Consider the following 23,511-nt stretch of genomic DNA (forward strand, 5'->3'; position numbering starts at 1 on the left):
TTTTGCCCAAACTTAAAGGGTTTCATGTTGGGGCTTCCAGAGACGCAGCCCCTGACTTAAACGATCGCCCGTAAATTTAATAATGAACGAATGAAAAATAATTGGGTGAAGAAAATAATTCCGCATGTGATTGCCGTGGTTATTTTTATAGTGGCGGCGCTTGCTTTTTGCCGACCGGTCCTTGAGGGAAATGTATTGAACCAGCACGATATCGTTGGCTGGAAGGGCGCCGCCCAGAATGCATTTGCGGTAAAAGAAAAGACCGGCAAGATGCCGCTTTGGAATACGGGGCTCTTCAGTGGTATGCCCAACTACCAGATCGCGATGGAGGGAAAATCCGTATTACCGGACCTTACAAAGATCTTTGGGTTGGGGCTGCCCAACCCCGCTAATTTTTTCTTTATTGCCTGCATCTGTTTTTATATCCTGGCCCTGGCGATGGGGCTGAACCCGCTGGCGGGCATCCTGGGTGCGCTGGCGTACGGATTTTCCACGTATAATCCCGTCATCCTTTCTGCGGGGCATGAAACAAAAATGTATGCCATCGGCTTTATGCCGCTGCTGCTGGCAGGATTACTGCTGATCTTCAATAAGCGATACTGGATCGGCCTGGCGGTAGCCACCCTCGGGGCTTACCAGGAGCTGATGTCGAACCACCCGCAGGTCAATTATTATTTTTTCATCATCGCAGCATTGATCACTATTTTTTATGTTGTGAAATGGATCAGGGAAAAAGACTTTAAACAAATCGGTGTGGCTTTTGTACTGAGCGCGGTGGCGGCCGTGGCCGGGCTTGGATCCTATTACCTGAGTTATTCCACCACCAGGGAATATACGGAGTTTACCATGCGTGGAGGAAAATCTGTGGATATTCAGGGTGATCAGGTGAAAGCGGTGCAAACAAAAGGACTGGACGAAGATTATGCGTTCTCCTACAGCATGAAAATGCAGGAACCGCTGGTAATGCTGATGCCATATGCATTTGGCGGAAGCAGTGGAGACCCATTAAAAGAAAAGGCGCAGGAAAGCATCATAGAAAAACTTACCGCGTTAAACATTCCCCAGCTCAATTCCGCAGCCCCTCAAATGGTGGGACAGCTTCCAGGTTACTGGGGTGGTATGGCTAAACCAGGTGAAAGCACTTCAGGCCCACCGTATGTAGGCGCGCTTGTCTGCCTGCTGGCCCTGATCGGTTTTGCCATAGTAAAAGGACCATTAAAATGGGGGCTTTTGGTGGCTACTGCAGTGGGTATTATAATGAGCTGGGGCAGCTATTTCAGCGGGTTTAACCTCGTACTGCTGCACAATCTGCCGCTTTACAATAAGTTCCGGGCACCGTCGATGGCGCTGGTCATCCCCCAGCTGACATTGGCTGTGATGGCCGTGCTTACCATACAGCAACTTTTCTTTTCGGCCGATGGCAAAAAGCTGTTGCAGCAGGAATTTAAAAAGATCCTTTATGTTTTTGGGGGTGCTGTTGTGGTGATCGGGCTGATCTATCTCGGACAATCCTATTCCTCAGGATATGATGCGCTGATGGCAGGGCAGCTGCCGGATCAGATCAAAACGATCCTGATCGGCGGATTGAAATCGGCGCGAAAATCGATGTTTCTGGGGCAGCTGTTCAGAACCGTGTTATTTGCGGGAGTGCTGATCGGGGTCCTGTACCTGTTTGTAAAAGGGATGCTGAAGCCTGCGATCGCAACCGGCATTTTGCTGCTGATCATTTTTATAGACCTGTGGGCAGTTGATAAGAAATATCTTACGGATGACTATTACGTTCCGAAGGAAACAACGGAAGTGCAAAATTTTGTAAAAACGGCGGTTGACGAACAGATCCTCCAGGATAAAGACCCGCATTTCCGTGTGTTTGACGTTGCCAATGGTTTTAACAGCAACCATGCAGTTTATTTTCACCGCTCCATCCTGGGCTACCACCCGGCAAAGCTGCGGATCTACCAGGACATCATCGAGCGGTATATGAGCACCGGTCAGCCTCCGCAGGAGTTGCTGAATGCGCTGGATACCCGGTACATCATTACTCAAGACCAGCAGGGACAACCGGCGCTGATCCCTAACCCCAACGCCTATGGCGCCGCCTGGTTTGTGCGCGGACTAAAGCCGGAAGCGGACGCGGCAAAAGAGCTGCAGGCGATCGGGAACACGCAATTAAGAGATACGGCGATCGTGTCACAGGCGGTACTGCCCTCCATAGGAACCATACACGCCGATACAACGGCAAAGATCTCCCTGGTGAACTATTCCAACGATGCTGCCGAGTACGCCAGTATCAGCAATACGCCCCAGTTTGCCGTATTTAGCGAAGTCTATTACCCGGCAGGGTGGAAGGCTACGATCGATGGAAAAGAGGCACCCATTGTTAAGACCAATTATTTTATGCGGGGATTGGTGGTGCCGGCGGGAAAACATACCGTGAAGTTTGTTTTTGAACCGCAAACATTTAAAAAGGGACTGACCATTTCTTATATGAGCTCCATCCTGGTAGTGGTGCTGGTGTTGGGGGGCTTTGGACTGCAATGGTGGTCCGATCGTAAAACGAAAAATAAGGCAGCGGCTTGATAAAAATTGCATCTCTGGTTCCTTACAGGATCGTTCCGCCGGTAACGGGCGGGGAGAAGGCTGTTTATTACTTTCTGGAAGGGCTGAGTACCCGGATTCCCATTGATTGTTTTACGGTGACCGAAAATACGGATATGAAGGTTCCGGATGTGATGGTACTTCCATTACTGGGCGCTATGCGGTCAAAGATCCGCTACATCAATCCCCTGTTATTTTTTCGCATCCGGCGGGCCTGCCGTGCAAACGGGATCCGGCACCTGGTGATCGAACATCCCTACTATGGGTGGCTGGGGATCTTATTGAAATACATGGCGGGACTGAAACTGATCGTGCATTCGCACAATATCGAAAGCCTGCGCTTCCGGTCGCTGAAGAAGTGGTGGTGGCCGGTGTTGTATGCCTATGAGCGGTGTACGCATAAGAGCGCCGATCTCAATCTTTTTATTACCACAAACGACCGGCTTTTTGGGCAGGAGCGTTTTGGACTTGTCCCTGAAAAAACCATGGTTTGTACCTATGGCATTCCGGGGCTGCGGCCTGTTGCCGGCGAAGAGAAACTGCGGGCGAAGGAGCAACTGACCCTGAAATACCACTTGCATCCGGATACCCGGATCCTTCTGTTTAACGGTACATTAAGCTATCCTCCCAATAGAGACGCGGTTAGCGAGATCGTACAGCACATCAATCCATTGCTGCAAAAAGAAGCGGACCTTCATTATATTATCCTTATCTGTGGAAGCGGGTTGCCGGCGGCATGGGAGGGGCTGAAGGCTTACAGGGAAATGAATGTGATCTATACGGGCTTTGTGGAAGATATTGGGCTGTATTTTGATGCAGCGGATATTTTTATCAACCCGGTAACGGACGGTGGCGGTATCAAAACAAAGCTGGTAGAGGCATTGGCCGCCGGCGCCCGGGCGGTGTCTTACCGGTCCGGAGCGATAGGCGTGGATGAAGCGCTTACCGGCGGGAACCTGTGTATTGTAAAAGATGGAGATGCGCCCGCCTTTGCGGCAGAGATCATCGGGTGCGTGCATCGGCCTCCGGAGGAACTGCCCAAAGCGTTCTTTGATCATTTTGACTGGGGAATGATCACCGGGCGCGTGGCAGATGCCATAGAAAAGTTATAGCACCCGTTTACAACAGTTTGTAAAAATAAGGTTTGTTGGAAATGATCCTGGGGGCCAGGGACAGCGCCCGGAAAACATTGGCCGTATACCCTCCAAATGCAACCCAGGCGGCTTTTATGCCGGATCGGAACAGCAGTGTTTTCATAACAAGTACTGCAAAATATACGGGCAGGTTGAGCAGATGTGCTGACTGGTGAAAAAGGTACCAGGCAATGCCATACTGTTTCCGGAATCCCAAAAAATTAGAGACCATGATCTGCAATCCCTTCCTGTCTGAATAGACCCGGTAGCCGCGTGTGGCGGAATTAAAGGTGGTTGCTGAAGAACCGCCTTCAAGATGATACACGTGCAGGTCTCCATAAATGCAAAGCGGGCCATGCTTCCCAAGGCGGCTGCACCATTCGGATTCTTCGGAGTAGAGAAAAAAATCTTCATCCATAAAGCCGGCTTTTGTAATGGCTTGTTTTTTGACCATCAGGAAGGCGCCATTGATCCAATCGACTTCCGTGGTTTGGACAGCTTCCGGCAGGTTGGTCTTTTTCATTCCCACGGAAAGTGCTGCCCGCCGGAGCAATTCTCCGGTACAGGGAAGCGTCATCAGGTAGTTCAGCCCGCCCCGCATAAAGAAGTTGCCGGAGATCTGGGGTGTGTTGTCTTCATTCAGCAATTGCACGCCGGCGGCAACAAAACGGTCTTTTTCCAATCGTTCAAAGCAACTGAAAATGGCGTTTTTGACATTGAGCGTATCGGAATTCAATAAGAGGACGATATCACCTGCGGCCTGACGGATACCGGCATTATTGGCTCTTGCAAATCCACTGTTGTAGGTCATTTGCAGCCATATCACCCGGGGATAGGCGGCTTCGATCTGCTGCCGGCTGTCATCGCCTGATGCATTATCCACTACGATGACTTCAATGCCAGCTACCGTGCCTGCGTAAATGCTTTGCAGGCACTGCAACACCAGTTGCGGTGTTTTATAATTGACAATAATAACGGAATAAGACGTCTTCAAAATGGCTACGAAAGTACCGGTTTTTTATAAAACTTCTTGAACAGCAGGAACAGGCGGTGGTACACCGGATTGGTGTCGATGAGTTTTCCCAGCCGGATCTTTTTGTAGGCGAGTGGCTCAAAAAGATCGTCTTCCCGCAGACGTTTGCCATAGATGCGGAACCGGTCAATAAGTGCACCGACGGAAAGTGTCTGGCGTTCCGATTTAGGGGTCTTCAGGATTTTATGCGAAATGCCCTGGCAATATTTGCTCAGGATCCGGTCTGCGTTTTCGATCACCGCCTTGTTCACCTGCGGGCTGAATGATTTAATGGACTCGAGATAGGTGACCAGCGCGTCAAAGCCTTCGGCAAATGCTTTATCGGAAGAAACAGAAGTGGTGGCGGCAAGATGCAAGCGGTAGGAAAAGCGCTCCTCCGCTGCCACGACCAGGTAGCCCGGCAGGGTCAGCTGGATAAAAAGCTCCATATCTGCAAAGAGTAATTTCGGGTAGGGGGGAATGCCCCCGATCCGGTCATAGTGGGCTGCCCGCATCATAAAACCGGTTCCCATAAGACTGATCTTGTCTGCCATAAACAGGGCTACTGCTGTTTCCGGGGCAATGGTTCCGGGCATCGGCTTGCATTTCTTCAGTACGGTTCCCTTTGCATCGATGTATCGAAAATGTGTTTGATAAAGCGAAGCATCCGGATATTGATCTATGAGCCGGTTCATGGTTTCCAGGTACTCCTTATCCAGAACGTCGTCGTGCCCGATGAGGGTGATGAACTCGTTTTTCGGGATTGTCCGGATGCGGCTCCAGTTCTCTTCAATGGTCAGGGGCTTTTCTGACGGTATGATTTTGATCCGCGGATCATTAAATGCACGGATGATCTCCAGGGTATTATCGGTGCTGCAGTTTTCCAGGATGATCAGGTCAAAGCCGGTAACGGTCTGATCGAGGATGCTGCGGATGCACTCCCGGATGTGATTGCTGCCATTTCTTACGGGCAATATGATGGAATATTTTGACAATTGTTTTTCTGTTTTATTGTGTAACCATAAGGTGCTGTTCTGCTTCAATGGAAACCTTCCGCACGGCTGCCTGCTTTTTTGCAAAATACGCCGTTTTTACCGGATCCGCCACCACGCGCCGGCATCTTATTTTTGTGTGAGCTTATGGGTATCATCCGCGGCGGGCGTTTCCGCTATGCGGAAATGAATCCTGCATTCCTGCCGGCCGCTGATAACACCAATAGTGGCCGGTGCAATAGATGTATAAGATCATTTATAGCGGGGGAAATGATGCTGTGGTTTGGGATCAATGCGGTTAACAGCAATCTGCCTGCTATTGGCCCCGGCCGCGAGGTAGTCTACACCCCGGTTATTTTAAGATCCCCGATTTTAAAAGCGGCTTTTTAAGTGTAAAAATTGTTTGCTTGAGGAAATAAGGCCGTTTGAATTTTTTCATTACGGGAATGGCCAGTATGTCCCGGGCCAAGCGGTCTACTGCTCTTAGTTTTTCCGGATCGGGATGGGTGACAAAGTATTTTTTTAATACGAACATATTTACGATGAACCATTCCCTTAAATGAGCGGTGATCACATTTTCGCGGTTCTTGATGTAGCTGGATCGGGGAAATGACTCCTGGATCAGTTTAACAAAAGATGCACAGGCGGTGTAGTACAACCCGAGGTTCGTTTTGCTGAAATTGTCATCGTGCTTATTCAGGCGGCTGAACATTTTGTTGATCATGATGCCGCCTGTTTTTTTGCTGCAGAGGGCCAGCATCGCATGATCTGCCAAATGCGGGCTCCCGTAGTCCTGCATGCCTCCAATGTCAAGCGCAACCTGGCGATCGAGCACGCAGCTTGACCACAGGAAATTAGGTGTGCGTTGGGGATGGAGGAGCTCGAAGAGGAAATCGTCTGCCGAAAAGGATTCCACCTGGCCCTCCTGTTTATGATTCCTTATACAACCGCAGTAAATGCCATACCCGGGCATCTTATCGATCCTGTTTTTAAAGAAGGCCAGCATTTCCGGTTGAACCGGGTCGTCGTCTGTAACCATAACAATAAAAGCTGTTGTGGCTCTTTCGATGCTCTTATTAAAGCTCCGGACCATACCTAGGTTTTCCACGTTTTTGTAATATTTCAAACGTGGGTCGTTTAACCTCTCAACAACCGCCCGTGCGCTTCCTTCCGGATCATTGTCCGATATGACGATCTCAAACGCCGGATCTGTTTGTGTTAACAAAGAACACAATTGGTCCTTGAGGAATCCCGGACGTTTATAGGTAGAGATACAAAAACTAACCCATGGGTTGGTCATAGCTGTTATTTAACCCTTTTTAGATATCCGCGGGGTGCCACGCTGATCTGGATCTTATTGTCGATGTCTTTATTGATCTCAAACCGGTCGTTCTCGGCTAAGAAGGCATCTACGGCGGTCATAGGATTATTGCCGATGCCCCAGGGGCGGGTCATGCCGGGAATGTAATTATTGGGCAGGTTTTCGACGATGGTGTCGAATACCACGATATAGGAATTGAGGGATACCAGCGGAGCATAATAGCGTAACTCATCCAGCACGTGCTCGTGCGTATGGTTAGAATCCAGTACTACCAGTATCTTTTCTTTGCCGGCCGCTGCTGCATATACCAGGTCGGCTGTTGCCTGATCTACCGACGAGCCCTGGATCATTTTGATCCGCCGGTACATCGGGTGTTTTTCAATTTCCTTCCGGTTATGCTCCCGAATATCGATATCGATGCCCAGCACTTCTCCGTTGCCGATCAGCTCCAGTAACGAAGCATAAAAGATCAGTGATCCGCCGTGCGCAATGCCGGTTTCAATGATCAGGTCCGGCTGCACTTCCCAGATCAGTTCCTGCATGGCGATCATGTCCTGGGGGTACTGGATAATGGGCCGCCCCATCCATTTAAAATTGTAGGAATACTGAGCTTTGTTGGATTCTGTATTGAACGCAGCTGCGGCAGCTTTTAATCCTTCATTCTGCCCGTAACTGTTCACTCTGTTGTTACATTCCTGTATAAATTCCTGTACCGGGTTACTCATCGATTTTATTTGATTGATTTTAATTTACTGTTGTCTCCCCAAAAATGCATGGGCTCGAAATCGGGGTAGGGGTAAAAGCCCAAATTTAGCTGAATCTTCTGGTTTTTTGATCGCAGATGGTCCAAAACGAATTGTTTTACGGTTACCGGCTGGTTGCTGGAGATATTGATCAGGCCCGTAACCTGCTGTTGCAGGGCCACTTTTACAATGGCTTCGGCCAGGGCTGTTACCGGCATGAAATCCCGGGTTTGCTCCCCGCCGCTCATATTGAATACGGGCTCGCCCTTTTCCAGCGCAGCATCCAGCTGAGGGATCAGGGATTTGGAGTTCTGGCCTTCGCCATACATGTAAAACAGGCGTACCCATTTCAGGGAAAAAGGTTTTTCCTTTTGAAATGCCTCCAGGGTCGTTCTTAATGCATCCTTAGCCTGTGCATAGGCGTTGCCGGGCCGGGCGGGCATCGTTTCGTCCAGGCGCCCTTCCTGCATTCCATATTCGAAACAGGTGCCGGTGACTGTCAGATCGTTCAGTCCCTGCCCGACCAGGTTCATAAGGAATTGCCGGTGTGCGGGAAGGTTCCTGGCTGTATGGAAGGCTTCTTTATAGTTGGGCAGCCCTTCCCACGCCAGATGAATGGCCAGGTCCGGCCGGTCAAAATACTCAAAAAGATCAGGCCCCAGGTCCGGCTGGTGCAGGTCGAACGGCCTTACCGAAATACGGGGCGTATCAAAGAGACCCGTGGCCCGGATATGCCGGGAAGCGGCAATGATGTGCACATTCTGCTGTAACAGCGCCTGAACAACATGTTTTCCGATGAACCCTGTGGCTCCTGTAACCAGCACTTTTCTCATGTTGTTTGCAATGAGGGTATGGCGGTTACAAATTGCCCGTTCCAGTCTTTAATATAGGCCAGCTGTTTCATGATCTCTTCTTTCAGGTTCCAGGGGAGGATCAGGACAAAGTCGGGTTTTGCCGTTTTTAACTGGTCTTCATTGACCACGGGAATATGACTGGCCGGAAGGTATTTATCCTGTTTGTAGGGGTTGGCGTCCACTACAAAACCGATCAGGTCATTTTTGACACCACAATAGTTCAGCAAGGTATTTCCTTTGGCCGCAGCGCCATAGGCGGCAACGGTTTTGCCGGCTTTTTGCTGATCCAGCAGGAACTGTAGCAACTGCTTTTTGATCGCAAATGCTTTTCCCTGGAAGTTGGAATAATAGGGCATTTCAAGCATGCCCTTTTCCTTTTCTTTTTGCAGCAATGCGGCTACCTGTGGGCCAACCGGCCTGGTTGGATCTTCTTTATGTTTGGCGTAGATCCGCAGTGATCCGCCATGTGTAGTAAGCTCTTCCACATCAAAGAGCTCCAAACCGGCAGCCTCAAATATCTGTTTTACGGTATGAAACGACAGGTAAGAAAAGTGTTCATGGTAAATGGTATCGAACTGGTTATTGTCAACCAGCTGCATGAGGTGCGGAAACTCCATGGTGATCACACCCTGCTCTTTTAAAAGGATCTTCATTCCGCCTACAAAATCCACAATGTCCGGCACATGGGCCAGTACATTGTTGCCGAGCAGCAGGTCGGCCTTTTTGCCCTCGGCTGCCAGCTGGCGGGCGAGTCGTACGCCAAAAAAATCCACTACCGAGGGGACGCCTTTTTCTGCGGCGGCCGCGGCAGTATTGGCGGTAGGCTCCACACCCAGCACCGGTATGTTTCTTTCTTTAAAATATTGCAGCAGGTAGCCATCGTTGCTGGCAATTTCAACAACCAGGGAATCTGTTGTGTAGCGGAACCGTTCCTGCATTTTTTCCACGTAGGCCCTTGCATGCGCCAGCCAGCTGGTGGAGTAGGAAGAGAAGTACACGTAGTTGCTGTCAAAAATGGCATCGGATTTTTTATATTCGTCCACCTGTACCAGAAAACAATTCGGGCAGGTATGTACTTTCAGGGGATAAAATGTTTCAGGCTCATTCAACGCTTCTTTTGCTAAAAAGGAATTGGATGCGGGAGCATTTCCCAGATCAATAAATACATCGTTCAGTTCAGTCGTACAAAATCTGCAATTCATTGTATCATTTTTATAATAACGGATGCTGCTGATCACGCGCGGATAATTCAACCGGGTGCAGCGGCCATTGTATGTTTATTTTCGGGTCGTTATACCGGACGCCCGATTCCAAGGCCGGCGTATAGAATTCGGAATGGCAGTACACGAGCTCCACATCATTGGTGAGCGCCTGAAAGCCATGCGCAAATCCTTCCGGAAGGTACATCATCTGTTTGTTGGCGGCCGAGATCTCGGCACCAAACCACTGCAAATACGTTGCCGAGTTTTGCCGCAGGTCCAGGATCACGTCGTAGGCGGCGCCTGCAATGCAGCGTATGAGCTTGATCTCCTTATGTGGCGCCCGTTGAAAATGCATGCCCCTTACCGTTCCTTTTAAAGCGGTGTAGGAATGGTTCATCTGCACCCATTCTTTGTGGTGGCCGATTTCTGCAAAGCTGTTTTTACAAAACGTGCGCATAAACCATCCCCGGTTATCGCCCAATACCTTGGGGGTGATCAAAAAGCTGCCGGGTAAAGGAGTAGGGGAGAATATCATAGTGCCATGTACCGGTTGATCTGGTTTAATGTGAAAGAAGCTGCGGCTCCGGCCGGTTGCCGGTACCAGTCGATGGTCCATTCAATGGCTTCCGCGGCATTTAATTTGGGCTGCCAGTCCAGCTGTTGTTTTGCCTTGCTGATGTTCAGCTGCAACAGGTGTGCTTCATGTACCGCCTGCGGATCGCTGCCATCTTCCCAGCTGCCGGCACCCCATGTGGTAATGGCTTGCTCTGCCAGCTCTTTTACGGTAAGGTGGTCTGCCGGTTCGGGCCCAAAATTATAGGCGCCGCTATAGGCAAGATCGTTGTGTAATTTTGAGGCCAGCAGCAGGTAACCGCCCAATGGTTCCAGCACATGCTGCCAGGGACGCACGGATGCGGGGTTGCGTATCAGGATCGCCTCCTGCTTTTTTAAGGCGGTTACGATATCGGGTATGATCCGGTCTTTGCTGAAATCACCTCCGCCGATGACGTTGCCTGCCCTTACGGAGGCCAGGGCCTTCTGGTGGCGGGAGTGGGTGGCCGTGTTGAAAAAGGAATTCCTAAAGGCGTTTACTACCAGCTCGGTACAGGCCTTGCTGGCGCTGTACGGGTCGTAGCCGCCTAAAACATCAGCTTCTGTATAAAGGATGTCCTGTTCTTTGTTCTCGTACACTTTATCGGTGGTGATGATTAGCACAGTGCATGCCCCTTTTACTTTTTGCACAGCTTCAAGGAGATTGGCGGTGCCGGCCACATTGACTTCAAATGTTTCGGCGGGGATCTCATAGCTCCGGCGTACCAGGGGCTGTGCGGCCAGGTGAAAAATAAAGTCGGGCTGAAAGTCGGCGATCTCGCCGGCCAGCCTGTCCCTGTTCCGGATGTCTGCAATAACGCTCGTTGCTGCCGCATAGGGCCGCGTTGCATTAAAAATGCACTGTTCATCTTCCGGGGCAAGGGCATAGCCTTTTATATGCGCGCCTAGTTCCTTTAGCCATAAGGATAGCCAGGTGCCCTTAAAGCCGGTGTGGCCGGTTATAAAAACGTTCTTCCCGGAATAAGCTGCGGTCAATGCAGCTTTGTTTACCACACTTTCCATTTTGCGTTGTTGTTTTTCCATAGCTCTTCGAGTTCGATCTTGTCCCTCAGCGCGTCCATCGGCTTCCAAAAGCCGGTATGCCTGAATGCCGCGAGCTGCCCGTCATCGGCCAGCTGCTCCAGCGGCTCGTCTTCCCACATCATATTGCTCATATCGCCTTGCAGATAGCGGAATACTTCCGGCTTCAATACAAAAAAGCCGCCATTGATCCATTTACCTTCATCCTTGGCTTTTTCGCGGAAAGCAGCTACATTGTCGTCACCGTCCAGTTCCAGTCCGCCAAAGCGGGAGTCCATCTGGATGGCGGTAACGGTTGCGATCTTGTTGTGCTGATGATGATAATCGAGCAGTTGCCGGATGTTCACATCACAAACACCGTCGCCATAGGTGAGCATAAAATCCTTATCATCCAGGTATTTTTGTACCTGCTGCAGACGGCCGGCTGTTTTTGTATGAGTGCCGGTTTCCACCAGGGTTACTTTAAAGTTTTCGCTGGCGCTGGCATGATAGGCAATGGAGTTATTGGCAAGATCTACGGTAAGGTCGGCATTGCGCAAAAAATATTGGGTAAAATATTCTTTGATGACGTGCCCCTTATACCCGAGACAAACTACAAATTCATTGAATCCATAGCGACTGTAAATCTTCATAATGTGCCAAAGGATCGGTTTTCCGCCGATCTCAACCATGGGTTTGGGGCGCACATCGGTCTCTTCCGATAAGCGCGTGCCCAATCCACCTGCAAAAATGACCACTTTCATACCAAATCCTCCCTTTTCTTGTGAGATCAGCAAAAATAGGCGTTATCCCGAGGATTCCGGTTATCAAAGCCCTAAAATCCAAATTTTGCAGGCAGTTTTTGTCCGGATCATGATGCCGGATGCGCATCCGAATTGAACCAGGAGGCTCGTTGCTGACGGCTTTAACTTCAATGTTTCCGGTTGCCACCGCCGGTAGCTCCTGGTTCTTATGCCAATGACCCGGTCGGGTGTTAAGGGTACAGATTTATCACATCGATATTGAGCAGTTTTCCCAGCTTCTCAATTTTTGAAGCGATATGCCCGACCCCGATGGCGCAATGGTGTGCCGGGCCATATGCGTTCCAGCTGTTTACAAAATTTCTTGCTCCTGAAGGAAACTTATAGCGGCTATTGGTATTGCCGATCTGTAAAATGGGACCGGCTACCGACTCGGCTTCCGCAACCAGCAGCATCAGCTCGCCTCCTTTTGTTTCCACTACCGATAAGAGGGTTACGGGGCCGTGCTTTACACTCATTTCAACAGACAGCCCTTTTCCTACTTTTCCATGATACACTACCAGCGGGCGCACTTTTGTTTTCCCTTCAGCAATGGCCAGGTGGCCCGGACCGTCGTGTCCCATCAGCACCACGTCGTCTTTAAAATCCAGGGCGTAGTATTCTGTAAACGACCCGCCGGCTCCAAAACTGTCCATGATCTTCATTGCCTGGGCATTCTTTATTTCGTATTCGCCGGCTACCGGAACGCCCCGGGCTGTAAGGAGGGAGTTGCCCAGGATGATGGAGCTCATGGTATCTTCGTTTTCCGTATTTCCGGTTCCTTTATAATAGTAGGCAATGGAGCCGAGCTTGTATTGTGCCACCAGCTCGTCCAGCGCAACAGATGTACGGGCAGCGCGCCCTAGCTCTGCTTCCTGGCAGTCGGGCTGCACATCAAATACTTCTTTAAAAAGGGCAATGCGTTCGGCAATCTTTTTTCCGGGAACGGCCTTTCGCAGTGCCGAAAGCTCATCTACTTCCAGCAGTTCTATATGCCCGCCAAAGCTGGCGTATTGCCGGGTAAGGTCGGTATAGATATCCAGCATGCCGCTGTAATAGTGTCCCAGGCAGCCCATCCGGTTATAAGCCATGGTATGTGCCACGCGTGCGGCTTCCACCCATTCCTGTATCTCACGCCAGCAGGCTTCATCGTCCTGAAGCATGCCCGTTATCTGGTGAAACGGGATGCCCGTCCGGTTGAATACATTAGCTATTTCAGGCACCGGGCAGGCGGAGCACCAGGCCAGCCATTCCCCTGTCATTTTTGTGCGGTCGTTCAGCGCATTAAAAGAAGCATAGTCAATATGAGGACCGGGAGACAGGTTTAAGATGATCACCGGCACCTTTGCCCGCTGCACGGCCGGCAGCACGGTAGAAGAGAGCGCATACGTGGTAACGTAAAGAAATATCAGGTCTACCTCTTCCCTGCGGAACAGGCTGCCTGCGGCGAAGGCCTTGTCAACAGTATCTACCAGTCCGGCGCTGACCACCTCTGTATGAATGGCGGCGATCCGTTTTTCAACTAAGCTCAAATAGTCTTCCAGCCGTTGCTGCAGCCCTTCAAACTGCTCCCAGTATGCGTCCAGGCCAATACCCAATAATCCAATTTTTAAAACAGTTGGTTGCATGTGCTTTTGATTATGATCGGTTAAAATTAGTGATCCCTTTTTAATCTTTTTCATTACGGAACAAACGAATGTCGTTCAGCCCGTAATCAAAGAGGATGTATGCATGGCCCGCCGGGTAACCGGTAATGCCGCTCCAGCTGTCTGGGCCGGTGTATCCGGGGCGGTACGATTTATAATGCGGCCCCATAAGATTGCGCAGGCTGCCCACTACCGTTACCTCGATCCTGTTTTTTCCTTTTTTCAGCAATTTTGAAACATCGAGCAGGTACGGATCTGCATATACGATCCCTGCGTTCTTTCCGTTTACCCTAACCGCGGCCAGGGATCCTTTTAAAGAATCTAACCGGAGCACGTAGCTGTTGCCGGGTGCATCGAGGGTGTAGTCTTTTTTATACAGAATGGCATGGCCGTACATGGGCAATCCCTGTTTCCGCCAGCTTCCGGTGGTCAATGGTTTGGGTGGAACGATCTTCCAGCCTTTGGCGGCTGATTCAAGGTTGTAGTCGCCCAGCAGGAATACCGGACCTATTTCTGCATAGATACTCATAGGATCGATCGTGAGCGAAAGGGTATTGTTCCCTTCTTTGAGGTAGGGGCCTGCGTTTAAAACGGTGAAGGACCGGTCCAGCCACCAGCTGTTGCCGGGGGTGAGGGGATGACCGTTTACCCGGATGTCATTCCAGAGATGTCCCTGCTCGATGACGGCCCTGAAGTTTTTGGCGTCCACCCGATCGCCGATGCTGAAATGATACGATACGGTAAAGCCCGATCCGCGGGAAAAGGTATCCCGCTGTACAAAATCGGTCCTGAACTGCATCTGATGGTCCCAGGGATCCCTGGAGAAGCCATTCTCCTTAAATACCAGCTGTGTGGCGTCTCTTACATGCAGGTCCTTTTTTTCGCTGCCCGCTATCTGAAGATCGCAGAAGTCGATCATCAGTGTGTTTGCTGCAGGGCGCTGCACGGTTATTGCGCTTCCTTTCAGTTCTTCTTCCGTATGTAGCTGCCGGTAAGTGCCGCCGGCCTTTTGCCGGTGGTCTGCAATAAAAAACAGGGCACTGCCGGCAGGCGGAATGTCAAAGGAGAAGCGGGTTCCCTGTTGCCGGGCCGTTTGGGGGTAGTTTAAAATGGTTCCGGTGCTCAGGTCCATCATCAGGATGAATTTGTTGCCGTTAACGTCTACATACCCTGCGGCAGGCTGTGTAAGATTTGCATTGGATAAGAACAATAGCTGCCCGTCGCCAATGATGCGCCGGTGATGCAGCAGGCTCCCGCCTTCTGGCGGAGGCGTGCTCATGTGTATACTGAAGCCGGGCGACCGGAAGATCCTGTCTATGACCGTATCATCGAGTTCTGTGAAAACGGCCACGCCCCGGCGGTCATCGGAAAAGCGCTCCCCGGGTGTCATTGCTGCCCCATCGATCCGGCTTAAAGGGTTAAACAGGACCAGCTTTCCGCCGTTGGCAACGAACTGCCTTAATAACAGGTAGGTTTCTTTGTTTACGTTTTCCATTCCGGGGGGAATGACCACGGTTTTATAAGAGGCATTGCCGATCCTGAATTGATCCCTGTACACCGAGCCGTGGTCTTTGATGATGTTTTCCGAACCCAGGTCATATTCGGCCTGTGCTTTTTCAAGCCGGGTTATGAAGGATTGGAATAGCGTGCCGGTCTCAAAAAAACGCGGATTGCTTTTTACGCGGCTATGATACATCCAGGCAGTGGAAGTGGGCTCCAGGATCAGGATATCGTTCTTTTGTATCCCGCGGGAGAGTGCATAAGAAAGCCGCGCAAAATATTCGTTCAGTGACCGGTAATAGGGCCACCAGGAATTCTGATATGAGAAGGTGGTGGGATAATCGTATTTCCGTGCACCGGCCATACTCATCCAGGCGAGATGCTGGTTCATGAAATTGACGCCCAGCGCGGCCTGCCAGTCGCCCAGCCGCTTCATATCCTTAAAGGTCAGATCCCACCCGGCACCGCCATAGGTTTCGCATAAGGTTCGTTCTTTTCCCAATTGGTTGGCCACGCTGGAGAGCTCTTTTACCGAGCGGATATTTCCAAACTGTGCATTGGGGCTGGATTCGTTGAACTGGTTAAACAGCATATCGATGCCCGGCTGGTCGTGCCAGGCATACATCGCCATATTGTCCGGACCTTCACCCGGGTCCGGCCAGCCGTGTTCCCAGTAATGCCCGGTCCATTTTAGATGGTTTTTTTGCGTGAAGGCCTGCATGGGCTTCGACCACCGGTCGATGAATAGCTGGAGCAGTGTTTCCTGATAGTTATGCCGTATCTTCCTCCAGTCGCCGGTTTCCTCAAAAAGCGATGGCAGGTGCGGCACCAGGTCATAGCCCCATTTTTCTTTGAATACGGCAAACAGATCGGGGGTCCACCGGGTGGTCAGACTGCCATGTGTAGGTATGCTGGGCTCATCAGAAAAAGTACCGGGAACGGTTTTGCCAAACGCATCCCCAAAGGCTTTTTTATACCCGCTAAAAGTGATATCAATGAATTTTTCGGTAACGCCTTTTACCAAAAGGTCTACCAGCGGATAGTTGGGCGGACCCACCATGCCCGCCTGATTGGTATAGCTGAGCTTGCGGAACAGGTAATAGTCACCTTTTCCCAGGGCTCCGGCGGTGACCTCTGTAAAGTGATCTCCTTCTTTTTTTAAACAAATAAAATATGAAGCTCTGTTCCCGGGAACGGTGTCGGACCGGAACAGCTGCAACATCTGGCCCTGGTTGTATGATCCGGGCATCTGATCCGGTACCAGGCCCCCGGCAAACCCCGTGGGGTAAGAATTTTCATCATAGATCCATATATGCATGTCCAGGGCTGCCGCTTTTTGAACAGCGTGTTTGTATAAAGACAACCATTCGTCTCCAAGATATTCGGTTATAAGACCGGGGCGGGGGTGTATGAATACGCCGCCAAAGGCATTTGCTTTAAACTCCTGGAGCATGGAGTCGATCATGCCCGTAGTTACCCGGGTATTCCATACCCAAAGCGGGGCGGTCTGAAATTCCTTACCGGGATCGTAAAAATTGCGGCTGATGGTGGAGAACGGAATGGGAGCGGGCGGTTTCTTTAATGATTGGGCAAACACTGCGGCAGAGATAAAGAAGCTGGGGAAAAGCAATACCCAGCCAGGAGAGGGGCTGCTGCGCTGCTTGTGCTTCTTAAAAAAAGGGAACAAGGTTTTAAAGATCATTTTTGTTTTATGTTAATGGCGGTGGGTTGAAAAAAATATTGCTTTCCTGCGGTAGCAATTCTGTCTGACTCAATGCAGTTCCGTTAAACAATAATCGCTGAATATACAACTTAATCCGGCGCCGGGCGTTCTTTATGCCTGTAAAATTAGCCGGGAAACGGGATCGGCATACCTGTTGTATCATTTTTATGTTAGCTGAACAATGCATACGGCAAAGGGCGCCAGGGTAAGGGTGGCGCTGCTTTGCTTTTTTTGAACAGGCGGTTGATCGCCGCTGTGCCCATCTACCGTATAAAGTGTCTGGCTGTTACCGGTTGGGGGAAGGTAAAAGGAGGTTTCCTGATCCCTTGTGTTGATCAGTAAGATACGGCGGCCCTTTGCGGTGCGGTAGGCCTGTGCCACGATCCCCTCCGGCCGGTGGTTCCGGAATGCGGTGGCTACCAGCTGATCGCCTTTGCCCAGGTTATCGTGGATCAGCTTCAGCACCCAGTAGCGGGCATTGGGGTTGCCCGTTTCCCAGTTCATCATGCTTACATCCGGAAACTGGGTGGGATAACCTACCAGTTGTGATTCACCGGCTACATCGATACCGGTCTTGGTAAGCTGCAGGAACAGGTAGGCATACACTGCTCCGGACAGATTCCAATAGGCAGAAGGGATGGGCCTGATAACCTGCGGCGAACGCAGGATGCTGCCGATCTCATTGATGGTGGTAAATACCTGAGGAGCCAGCCTTTTCCGTATGTTTTCAATATAACGCACTTTATCCATAAAGGCATCTGCTTTTTCAAAAAAAGTGTATTGATAAGCGGCGAGATCCTGGTCCGGGAAAGAAGGCGTGGAGTAATGATGATAGGAAATGCCCTCGGGTACCACCCCATATTGGTGATTGGCGGGGTTCAGGAAATATTCGAAATAAGCCGGGTTGCTGACATGCGCCAGGGAAAGGCCGATGAACTTTGTTTGCGGCGCAATTTTTTTCAGTTCGGAAACGATCTGGTCATAGATCCGGGTATAAAGTTCGGGGCCGATCGCATGCTCCAGGTCCGGCTCATTCAGCACCTCCCAGTAGGGGATCTTATAGAAATGACCGGATCTGTGAAATTTTCCCCGTTCGTCTGTAAAGCCGCCTTTTGTGTACCAGCTCAGCAGCCGGGCATAATAGCCGGCCAGCTCCTGCCCCGTGCTGTCTCTTAATGCGCGACCCTGATTGTAGCTCCATGAAACGGTATAAGGATCATCCGGATAGGCTACAGGTTGCGGGGTCTTCCACATCCACGCAGGGGTGGTGCTGAAGTTGATCACTACCGGATGTCCTTCTGTGGCTTCCATAATGGCCTTCATGGTGCTGTCGAGATAGGTGAAATCCCAGTAGGTCCCTTTGTCATCCGGTGGTTTTAAAGCAGCAACGGCCATTTTGGGATAGGGAAACCAGGGAACATAACGCACATAATCGGCGCCCAGCTCCTTTAAGGCTTTAAAGGTTTGCCGGTGAATGGGAGAGGATGGCCGTACCATCGGGTTCTCCACCACCTGCAATGTGGGTGTGGTCCGGGAGGTCATGAAGGGTTTATCCCAGTTTATTTCGAGCGTGTCCGGCTGCCCCTGTGCAACGGCTATAACCGTAGTAAATATCAGGGGGATACCGGCAATGTAATAAAGGATCCGATTCATGGTCTGTTGTTTTTAATAACCAGGGTTTTGCCCCAGGCCTTTGTTAATGATGAGTTCGTTGTTGGGAATGGGATACAGGGCCCGGAACGGTTCAAATTTGTAATCGTTGGCCGAGGAGGGAATGCCTTGCCGGGGAATGGTAGGGTTGGCTTTCTCTTTTGCGCCATACGCATTCAAAAAAGCTGTAAGCTCCTGTGTGGTCATGGTCCGTTTCAGATCAAACCAGCGCCAGTTCTCAAATGCCAGTTCCATCCGGCGCTCGTGCAATACCTTTTCACGGAAGGCTGCCTGCGCCAGCCCGGAGGCGTTTACCAGCCCGGCTCTTTTCCGTACAGCATTCAGGTAATTGTAGGCATTTGAAGTGGGGCCGTCTTTTTCGTTGATGGCTTCTGCCAGCATCAGCAGCACGTCGGCGTACCGCAGCACCGGCCAGTTATCATCCGTGCGCCCGTATATGGTATGCGGATGCTGATACTTTTTTATATACGGCACTACCTGGTTGGTCACCGGACTTTTGAAATCAAGGCCAACGGAAGCTGCTTTACGTTTGTCGTTTTCTTCATACGCATTGATCAGGTCGTTTGTAGGAACGTTCCAGCCAGGGGGATTGCTTTGGGCAAACCCGGTGACGGCATCTTTGGAGAGCCGCGGGGCAAACGTGTAGATGAAGCCGCTCCACTCGCCCAGGTCATTGCCTCCCTGGTACTGGATCTCAAAGATCGATTCCGGCCCGTTCTTTTTAGCAGGATCAAATACATCCGCGTATTCCGGCATCAGGGTGTAACCCAGCGGCAGTACCTGGTTCAGGGTGCTGATGGCTTCTGTGTATTTTTTCCGGGTCAGGTACATCTTTCCCAGCAGGGATAATGCAGCCCCTTTTGTGGCCCGTCCCAGGTGCGCCGCAGCATATTTTACCGGGAGCCCGCCGATGGCATCCTGCAGGTCGCGCTCTATCTGCGCATAAACACTGTCCTGTGGTTTGCGGGGATAATTCCAGGCATCGGAGGGCTTTTCCAGCGGTTGAGTGATCAGCACTACGTCCCCGAAATACTGCACCAGCTCAAAGTAAAGATAGGCCCGCATGAATTTCAGCTGTCCCTCATCTACTTTTTTCAGGGAGTCCGTGAGCGGTGCCTGCTGCATCCGGAACAGGGTATTGTTTACATTGTAGACGGCACGGTAGTGCAGGTTGTACCAGTCGGTGATATTACCATTAACGGCCGTGTAGGTCCAGGTTTCATAAGATTCGATCTTATCTGCCTGTCCGCGGTCATCCGGGTTGAAATCAAAAGTGGTATTGTCCGATACCATTTCATTGAACAACCACTGGGTGTTGGCAATGGATTGTAACAGGCCGTAGTTCCCGTTGATGGCTTGTTCAATTTGGGTCTGGTCTTTGTAAAACAGGCTTTGATCAATCCGGGTAGGATCACTTTTGGCAAGAAAATCTTTTTTACAGGAAAACTGCAGCAGGGCGGTTGCGGCCAGGAGCAGGATTGTGATATATGTTTTCATTGTTTCCTTTTTTTAGTTGGGGAAATCGTTTCCGTGAACGGAGCTTAAAAGTTTAATTTTAGGCCGAGGGTAAAAGTGCGTGCCAGCGGATAGGTTTCATCATCCACACCCGGGTAGGTTCCTCCACTGGTTACGGTTGCTTCCGGGTTTGCACCGGGGTATTTTGTAAAGAGCAGGAAATTGTCCACACTGCCGTATAGCCGCATTGTTTTAAAAGGAAGCCGCTGCTGGGTAAACGTATAGCCCAGGCTGATGTTCTTCAGCCAGAGGTAGTCGCCCTTATAGATATAGCGGGAATTGGACTCGCGCTCCCACTTCCAGGTGAGGGTGCCGGCAAGCCGTCCGTTACCGGGATCTTGTTCGGAGCGCCAGCGGTCCTTGCTTTCTTCGAGTATATTAAAAACCCCGTCCATATTCATGGTTGATTTTTCAATTTCGCGATATACATCAAATCCCGTTGCACCGTTGAACAAAATGCTGAAGTCAAAATTCTTATAGTCGGCGCCCAGGGTAAGCCCGTAAGAGAGTTTGGGCCATGGATTCCCGATTTCTACCATGTCCTTTGTATCGTAAGAGATAGTGCCATCGCCATCGCCGTCGTAGTATTTAAAAACACCGGGCACGGCGCCGTCCTGTTTGGGCGCAGCATCGATCTCTGCCTGGTTGTTAAAAAGACCCAGTACCCGGTATCCGTAGAACATGCCGATGGGCCGCCCGATCCGTGAGATGCTGTAAGCGCCGTAGAACGTGCCGTTCAGTATCTCATCATTGGCACCGCGGATCTCCAGTACCTTGTTCCGGTTTATGGTGGCGTTTGCATTGGTCCAGAATCCGACATGGCCGATATTCGTTTTATAGGATCCGGAAAATTCAAGCCCCGTATTTTGTACTTTCCCGATATTGGCCCAATAGGAAGTGAATCCCGAAATGGCCGGCACCTGTACCGGCAGCAGCATGTCGCTGGTGATGCGTTTGTAATATTCTGCGGTAAAAGATAGTTTGTTTTTAAAGGCCACCAGGTCCAGTCCCAGGTCCAGCTGCCGGGATGTTTCCCATTTCAGCTCCTGGTTCGGGAGATTTCCTACAATATAGCCGCGCGCAATGTTATTGCCGATGATATAGTTATTATTGTCCATAAAGGCCAGCTGCGTATAGTTGCCAATGTTATTGTTTCCGGTGATGCCCCAGCTACCTCTCAGCTTCAGGTCATTGAGCCATTGGGTTTGCGGCATGAATTTTTCATTAGTGATCCGCCATCCTGCAGATACGGCCGGAAAATTTGCATACTGGTTATCTACACCAAAGCGGGAACTGCCTTCCCGCCGGAAGGTTGCGGATACGAGATATCGGTTGTCATAGGAATAGTTGATCCTTCCAAATCCGGCGTTCATGCTCCATCCATACTCCGTGGAAGATGCAGACCGTATGGCAGCGACATCGAGGAAGGGCGTCAGGTCATTGGGGTACTGGGACCCCGTTCCGGCAAGGCCTCTTATGGTCTCGTTCTGGGCGGTATATCCGGCCAGAACGTTCAGCCGGTGCGCTCCAAAATTATTGTCGTAAGTCAGGAGCTGGTCTGCAGCGAGGTTTATGGTTGCATAGGCGTTCTCGCTCAGGGACGCATCGCGTGGTGGCGGGGCGTTTACACCTGCAAGCGTGGATGGAAGAAATTGTTTCTGGGTTGAGTGGCGCAGCAACACATTGACGGAGCTTTTAAAGGTCAGGTGCTTCAGAAATTTGATTTCGACGAAACCATTGGATATAGCCTGGGTTACCCGTACCACGTTCTGCATTTCTTTCAGCAGCTGCACGGGGTTGGGAAAGCCGAAAATACCGTCGTGCCCGCCGATATAGGAATTAAAACTGCCATCTTCCCTGTACACGGGCGCGCGGGGGTCCATCAGCAGGGTGCTGCCTACAAGGCTGGCGCGCCCTTCTGTGCCGGGACCTGCATTGTTTTGGGCGTAAAACCCGTTGATGTTGATTCCCGTCCGGATGAAGTCGTTGAATTTGCCTTCTATATTGCCATGTACGGAAAATTGTTCAAAGTCGGTATATTTCAATGATCCATCCTGTTTCAGGTAGCCAACAGAGAACAGGGATTTGTAGTCTCCCGTGCCCTGGCTGTAACTTAGGTTGTAGTTCTGAAAGGGAGCGTTATTGTGCAGGATCTCATTGAACCAATTGGTAGATGTTTTTGTTTGCTCCGGATAGCGGTAATCGATCGGGACCTCCTCGATATCCGGCTCCCTGTTTTCGAAATACCTGATCTTGTCCATGAAATTGTCCTTTTTGAACTGGGCAAAATCAGGTCCGTTCAACACTTTTGTTCTTCCGGATTCCGGAATATTCTGTACTCCGTAAGTCGCGGAAAAGTCGAGCGTTTTGCGGCCTGCCTTGGCATTCTTCGTGGTAATGAGCACAACGCCATTGGAACCTCTTGCCCCGTAAATTGCGGTGGACACGGCGTCTTTCAGAATTGAAATATTTTCGATATCGTTCGGGTTAATGGTATAGTCCAATGAATTGCCAACAGGAAAACCGTCCACTACATACAGAGGCTGACTGCCTGCGCCCAACGAGCTTAAGCCTCTGACCACTACTTCCATTTCCTGCCCCGGGCGGCCGGTGCGCTGCTTTACGGATACACCCGGTACCTGGCCCACCAGCAGTCTGCCGGGATTGGCCGCCGGAACATCTTTTGTTACAGACAGGTCCACTGTTGCGACAGAGCCCGTGATGTCCCTTCTTCGCTGCGTGCCGTAACCAATGATCACTACCTCGCCCAGATCCTCTGCTGCTGCGGGTTTGAGCGCTATGGACAGGGAGCGGCTGCTTCCGGTAGTAACGGTCTGCGATTCATATCCGATAGAGGTGATCTCCAGTACGGTGCCGGGTGCCGCCTGAATGCTGAAATCTCCGTGATCATTGGAGACCACGCCGGTTGAAGAACCTTTTATAGTGATCGTGGCTCCTGCAACCGGCTGGTTGGTAGCCGCGCTGGTAACGGTTCCGGATATCGTTATGTTCTGGGCAAACAAACCATTACAACAACCGGCAATAAAAAGTGCGGCAAAAACAATGGCACGTGGCCATAAGCGAATTGGTTTAAATTTGATTGAGTTGTTCATAATCCAGGTTGGTTTAAAAGATGAATGAACGGCGAAGCTGTTTACATGCCCTACAAAAGTCCTGCACCAGGCATCCA

Annotated in this window: 16 protein-coding genes; 2 read left to right on the forward strand and 14 right to left on the reverse strand. The window is 50.7% G+C overall.

Going from position 1 to position 23,511, the window contains the following annotated elements:
• Nucleotides 1–90: 90 nt before the first annotated feature.
• Together B160_RS0108750 and B160_RS0108755 are read left to right on the forward strand one after the other, a co-directional pair.
• Nucleotides 91–2,580, forward strand: a complete 2,490-nt coding sequence (locus B160_RS0108750) for a YfhO family protein (protein ID WP_018627522.1) — start codon at nt 91–93, stop codon at nt 2,578–2,580.
• The gene (locus tag B160_RS0108755) at nt 2,577–3,710 is read left to right on the forward strand and encodes a glycosyltransferase (protein WP_018627523.1); all 1,134 of its coding nucleotides are present in this window, start codon (nt 2,577–2,579) and stop codon (nt 3,708–3,710) included. The genes B160_RS0108750 and B160_RS0108755 overlap by 4 nt, the downstream gene beginning before the upstream one ends.
• Nucleotides 3,711–3,717: 7 nt before the next feature.
• Here the strand turns inward: B160_RS0108755 and B160_RS0108760 are convergent, their stop codons facing one another.
• The 14 genes from B160_RS0108760 to B160_RS0108835 form a co-directional block, all read right to left on the reverse strand.
• The gene (locus B160_RS0108760) at nt 3,718–4,725 is read right to left on the reverse strand and encodes a glycosyltransferase family 2 protein (RefSeq protein ID WP_018627524.1); all 1,008 of its coding nucleotides are present in this window, start codon (nt 4,723–4,725) and stop codon (nt 3,718–3,720) included.
• 5 nt (nt 4,726–4,730) lie between these two features.
• Nucleotides 4,731–5,738 (reverse strand): glycosyltransferase family 2 protein, encoded by a 1,008-nt coding sequence (locus tag B160_RS30530; RefSeq protein WP_018627525.1) that lies wholly within the window; start codon nt 5,736–5,738, stop codon nt 4,731–4,733.
• A gap of 349 nt (nt 5,739–6,087) precedes the next feature.
• Nucleotides 6,088–7,035, reverse strand: coding sequence for a glycosyltransferase family 2 protein (locus B160_RS0108775; RefSeq protein WP_071597012.1), 948 nt, complete (start codon nt 7,033–7,035; stop codon nt 6,088–6,090).
• Nucleotides 7,036–7,040: 5 nt separating this feature from the next.
• Entirely contained in the window at nt 7,041–7,781 is a 741-nt protein-coding gene (locus B160_RS0108780) for a cephalosporin hydroxylase family protein (protein ID WP_018627528.1), read from the reverse strand.
• 5 nt (nt 7,782–7,786) lie between these two features.
• On the reverse strand, nt 7,787–8,632 hold the full coding sequence (locus B160_RS0108785; protein ID WP_018627529.1) for an NAD-dependent epimerase/dehydratase family protein: 846 nt from the start codon (nt 8,630–8,632) through the stop codon (nt 7,787–7,789).
• A complete protein-coding gene (locus B160_RS0108790) occupies nt 8,629–9,855 on the reverse strand; it encodes a class I SAM-dependent methyltransferase (RefSeq protein ID WP_040679667.1) in 1,227 nt (408 codons plus the stop codon). The genes B160_RS0108785 and B160_RS0108790 overlap by 4 nt, the downstream gene beginning before the upstream one ends.
• 10 nt (nt 9,856–9,865) lie before the next feature.
• Nucleotides 9,866–10,390, reverse strand: a complete 525-nt coding sequence (rfbC, locus tag B160_RS0108795) for a dTDP-4-dehydrorhamnose 3,5-epimerase (RefSeq protein ID WP_018627531.1) — start codon at nt 10,388–10,390, stop codon at nt 9,866–9,868.
• Nucleotides 10,387–11,490 (reverse strand): CDP-glucose 4,6-dehydratase, encoded by a 1,104-nt coding sequence (rfbG, locus tag B160_RS0108800; RefSeq protein ID WP_245562173.1) that lies wholly within the window; start codon nt 11,488–11,490, stop codon nt 10,387–10,389. The genes rfbC and rfbG overlap by 4 nt, the downstream gene beginning before the upstream one ends.
• Nucleotides 11,454–12,263, reverse strand: a complete 810-nt coding sequence (rfbF, locus tag B160_RS0108805; RefSeq protein WP_281163365.1) for a glucose-1-phosphate cytidylyltransferase — start codon at nt 12,261–12,263, stop codon at nt 11,454–11,456. The genes rfbG and rfbF overlap by 37 nt, the downstream gene beginning before the upstream one ends.
• Nucleotides 12,264–12,460: 197 nt before the next feature.
• Complete coding sequence (locus tag B160_RS0108815) at nt 12,461–13,894, reverse strand: arabinose isomerase (protein ID WP_040679669.1); 1,434 nt, start codon at nt 13,892–13,894, stop codon at nt 12,461–12,463.
• Between the two features lie 40 nt (nt 13,895–13,934).
• A complete protein-coding gene (locus tag B160_RS0108820; protein WP_018627535.1) occupies nt 13,935–17,114 on the reverse strand; it encodes a glycosyl hydrolase in 3,180 nt (1,059 codons plus the stop codon).
• A gap of 186 nt (nt 17,115–17,300) precedes the next feature.
• Nucleotides 17,301–18,788: a hypothetical protein gene (locus tag B160_RS0108825; protein WP_018627536.1), complete on the reverse strand. Its 1,488-nt coding sequence runs from the start codon at nt 18,786–18,788 to the stop codon at nt 17,301–17,303.
• Nucleotides 18,789–18,800: 12 nt separating this feature from the next.
• The gene (locus tag B160_RS0108830) at nt 18,801–20,303 is read right to left on the reverse strand and encodes a RagB/SusD family nutrient uptake outer membrane protein (RefSeq protein ID WP_018627537.1); all 1,503 of its coding nucleotides are present in this window, start codon (nt 20,301–20,303) and stop codon (nt 18,801–18,803) included.
• Between the two features lie 44 nt (nt 20,304–20,347).
• Entirely contained in the window at nt 20,348–23,434 is a 3,087-nt protein-coding gene (locus tag B160_RS0108835) for a SusC/RagA family TonB-linked outer membrane protein (RefSeq protein ID WP_018627538.1), read from the reverse strand.
• Nucleotides 23,435–23,511: the final 77 nt, after the last annotated feature.

Origin of the sequence: Niabella aurantiaca DSM 17617 (assembly GCF_000374125.1) — a bacterium.
GTDB lineage: Bacteria > Bacteroidota > Bacteroidia > Chitinophagales > Chitinophagaceae > Niabella > Niabella aurantiaca.

Coding starts and splice junctions, on each gene's coding strand:
- B160_RS0108750 (WP_018627522.1), top strand. CDS start 91: ATGAAAAATAATTGGGTGAAGAAAATAATTCCGCATGTGATTGCCGTG.
- B160_RS0108775 (WP_071597012.1), bottom strand. CDS start 7,035: ATGACCAACCCATGGGTTAGTTTTTGTATCTCTACCTATAAACGTCCG.
- B160_RS0108780 (WP_018627528.1), bottom strand. CDS start 7,781: ATGAGTAACCCGGTACAGGAATTTATACAGGAATGTAACAACAGAGTG.
- B160_RS0108785 (WP_018627529.1), bottom strand. CDS start 8,632: ATGAGAAAAGTGCTGGTTACAGGAGCCACAGGGTTCATCGGAAAACAT.
- B160_RS0108790 (WP_040679667.1), bottom strand. CDS start 9,855: ATGAATTGCAGATTTTGTACGACTGAACTGAACGATGTATTTATTGAT.
- rfbC (WP_018627531.1), bottom strand. CDS start 10,390: ATGATATTCTCCCCTACTCCTTTACCCGGCAGCTTTTTGATCACCCCC.
- rfbG (WP_245562173.1), bottom strand. CDS start 11,490: ATGGAAAAACAACAACGCAAAATGGAAAGTGTGGTAAACAAAGCTGCA.
- B160_RS0108815 (WP_040679669.1), bottom strand. CDS start 13,894: ATGCAACCAACTGTTTTAAAAATTGGATTATTGGGTATTGGCCTGGAC.
- B160_RS0108820 (WP_018627535.1), bottom strand. CDS start 17,114: ATGATCTTTAAAACCTTGTTCCCTTTTTTTAAGAAGCACAAGCAGCGC.
- B160_RS0108825 (WP_018627536.1), bottom strand. CDS start 18,788: ATGAATCGGATCCTTTATTACATTGCCGGTATCCCCCTGATATTTACT.
- B160_RS0108830 (WP_018627537.1), bottom strand. CDS start 20,303: ATGAAAACATATATCACAATCCTGCTCCTGGCCGCAACCGCCCTGCTG.
- B160_RS0108835 (WP_018627538.1), bottom strand. CDS start 23,434: ATGAACAACTCAATCAAATTTAAACCAATTCGCTTATGGCCACGTGCC.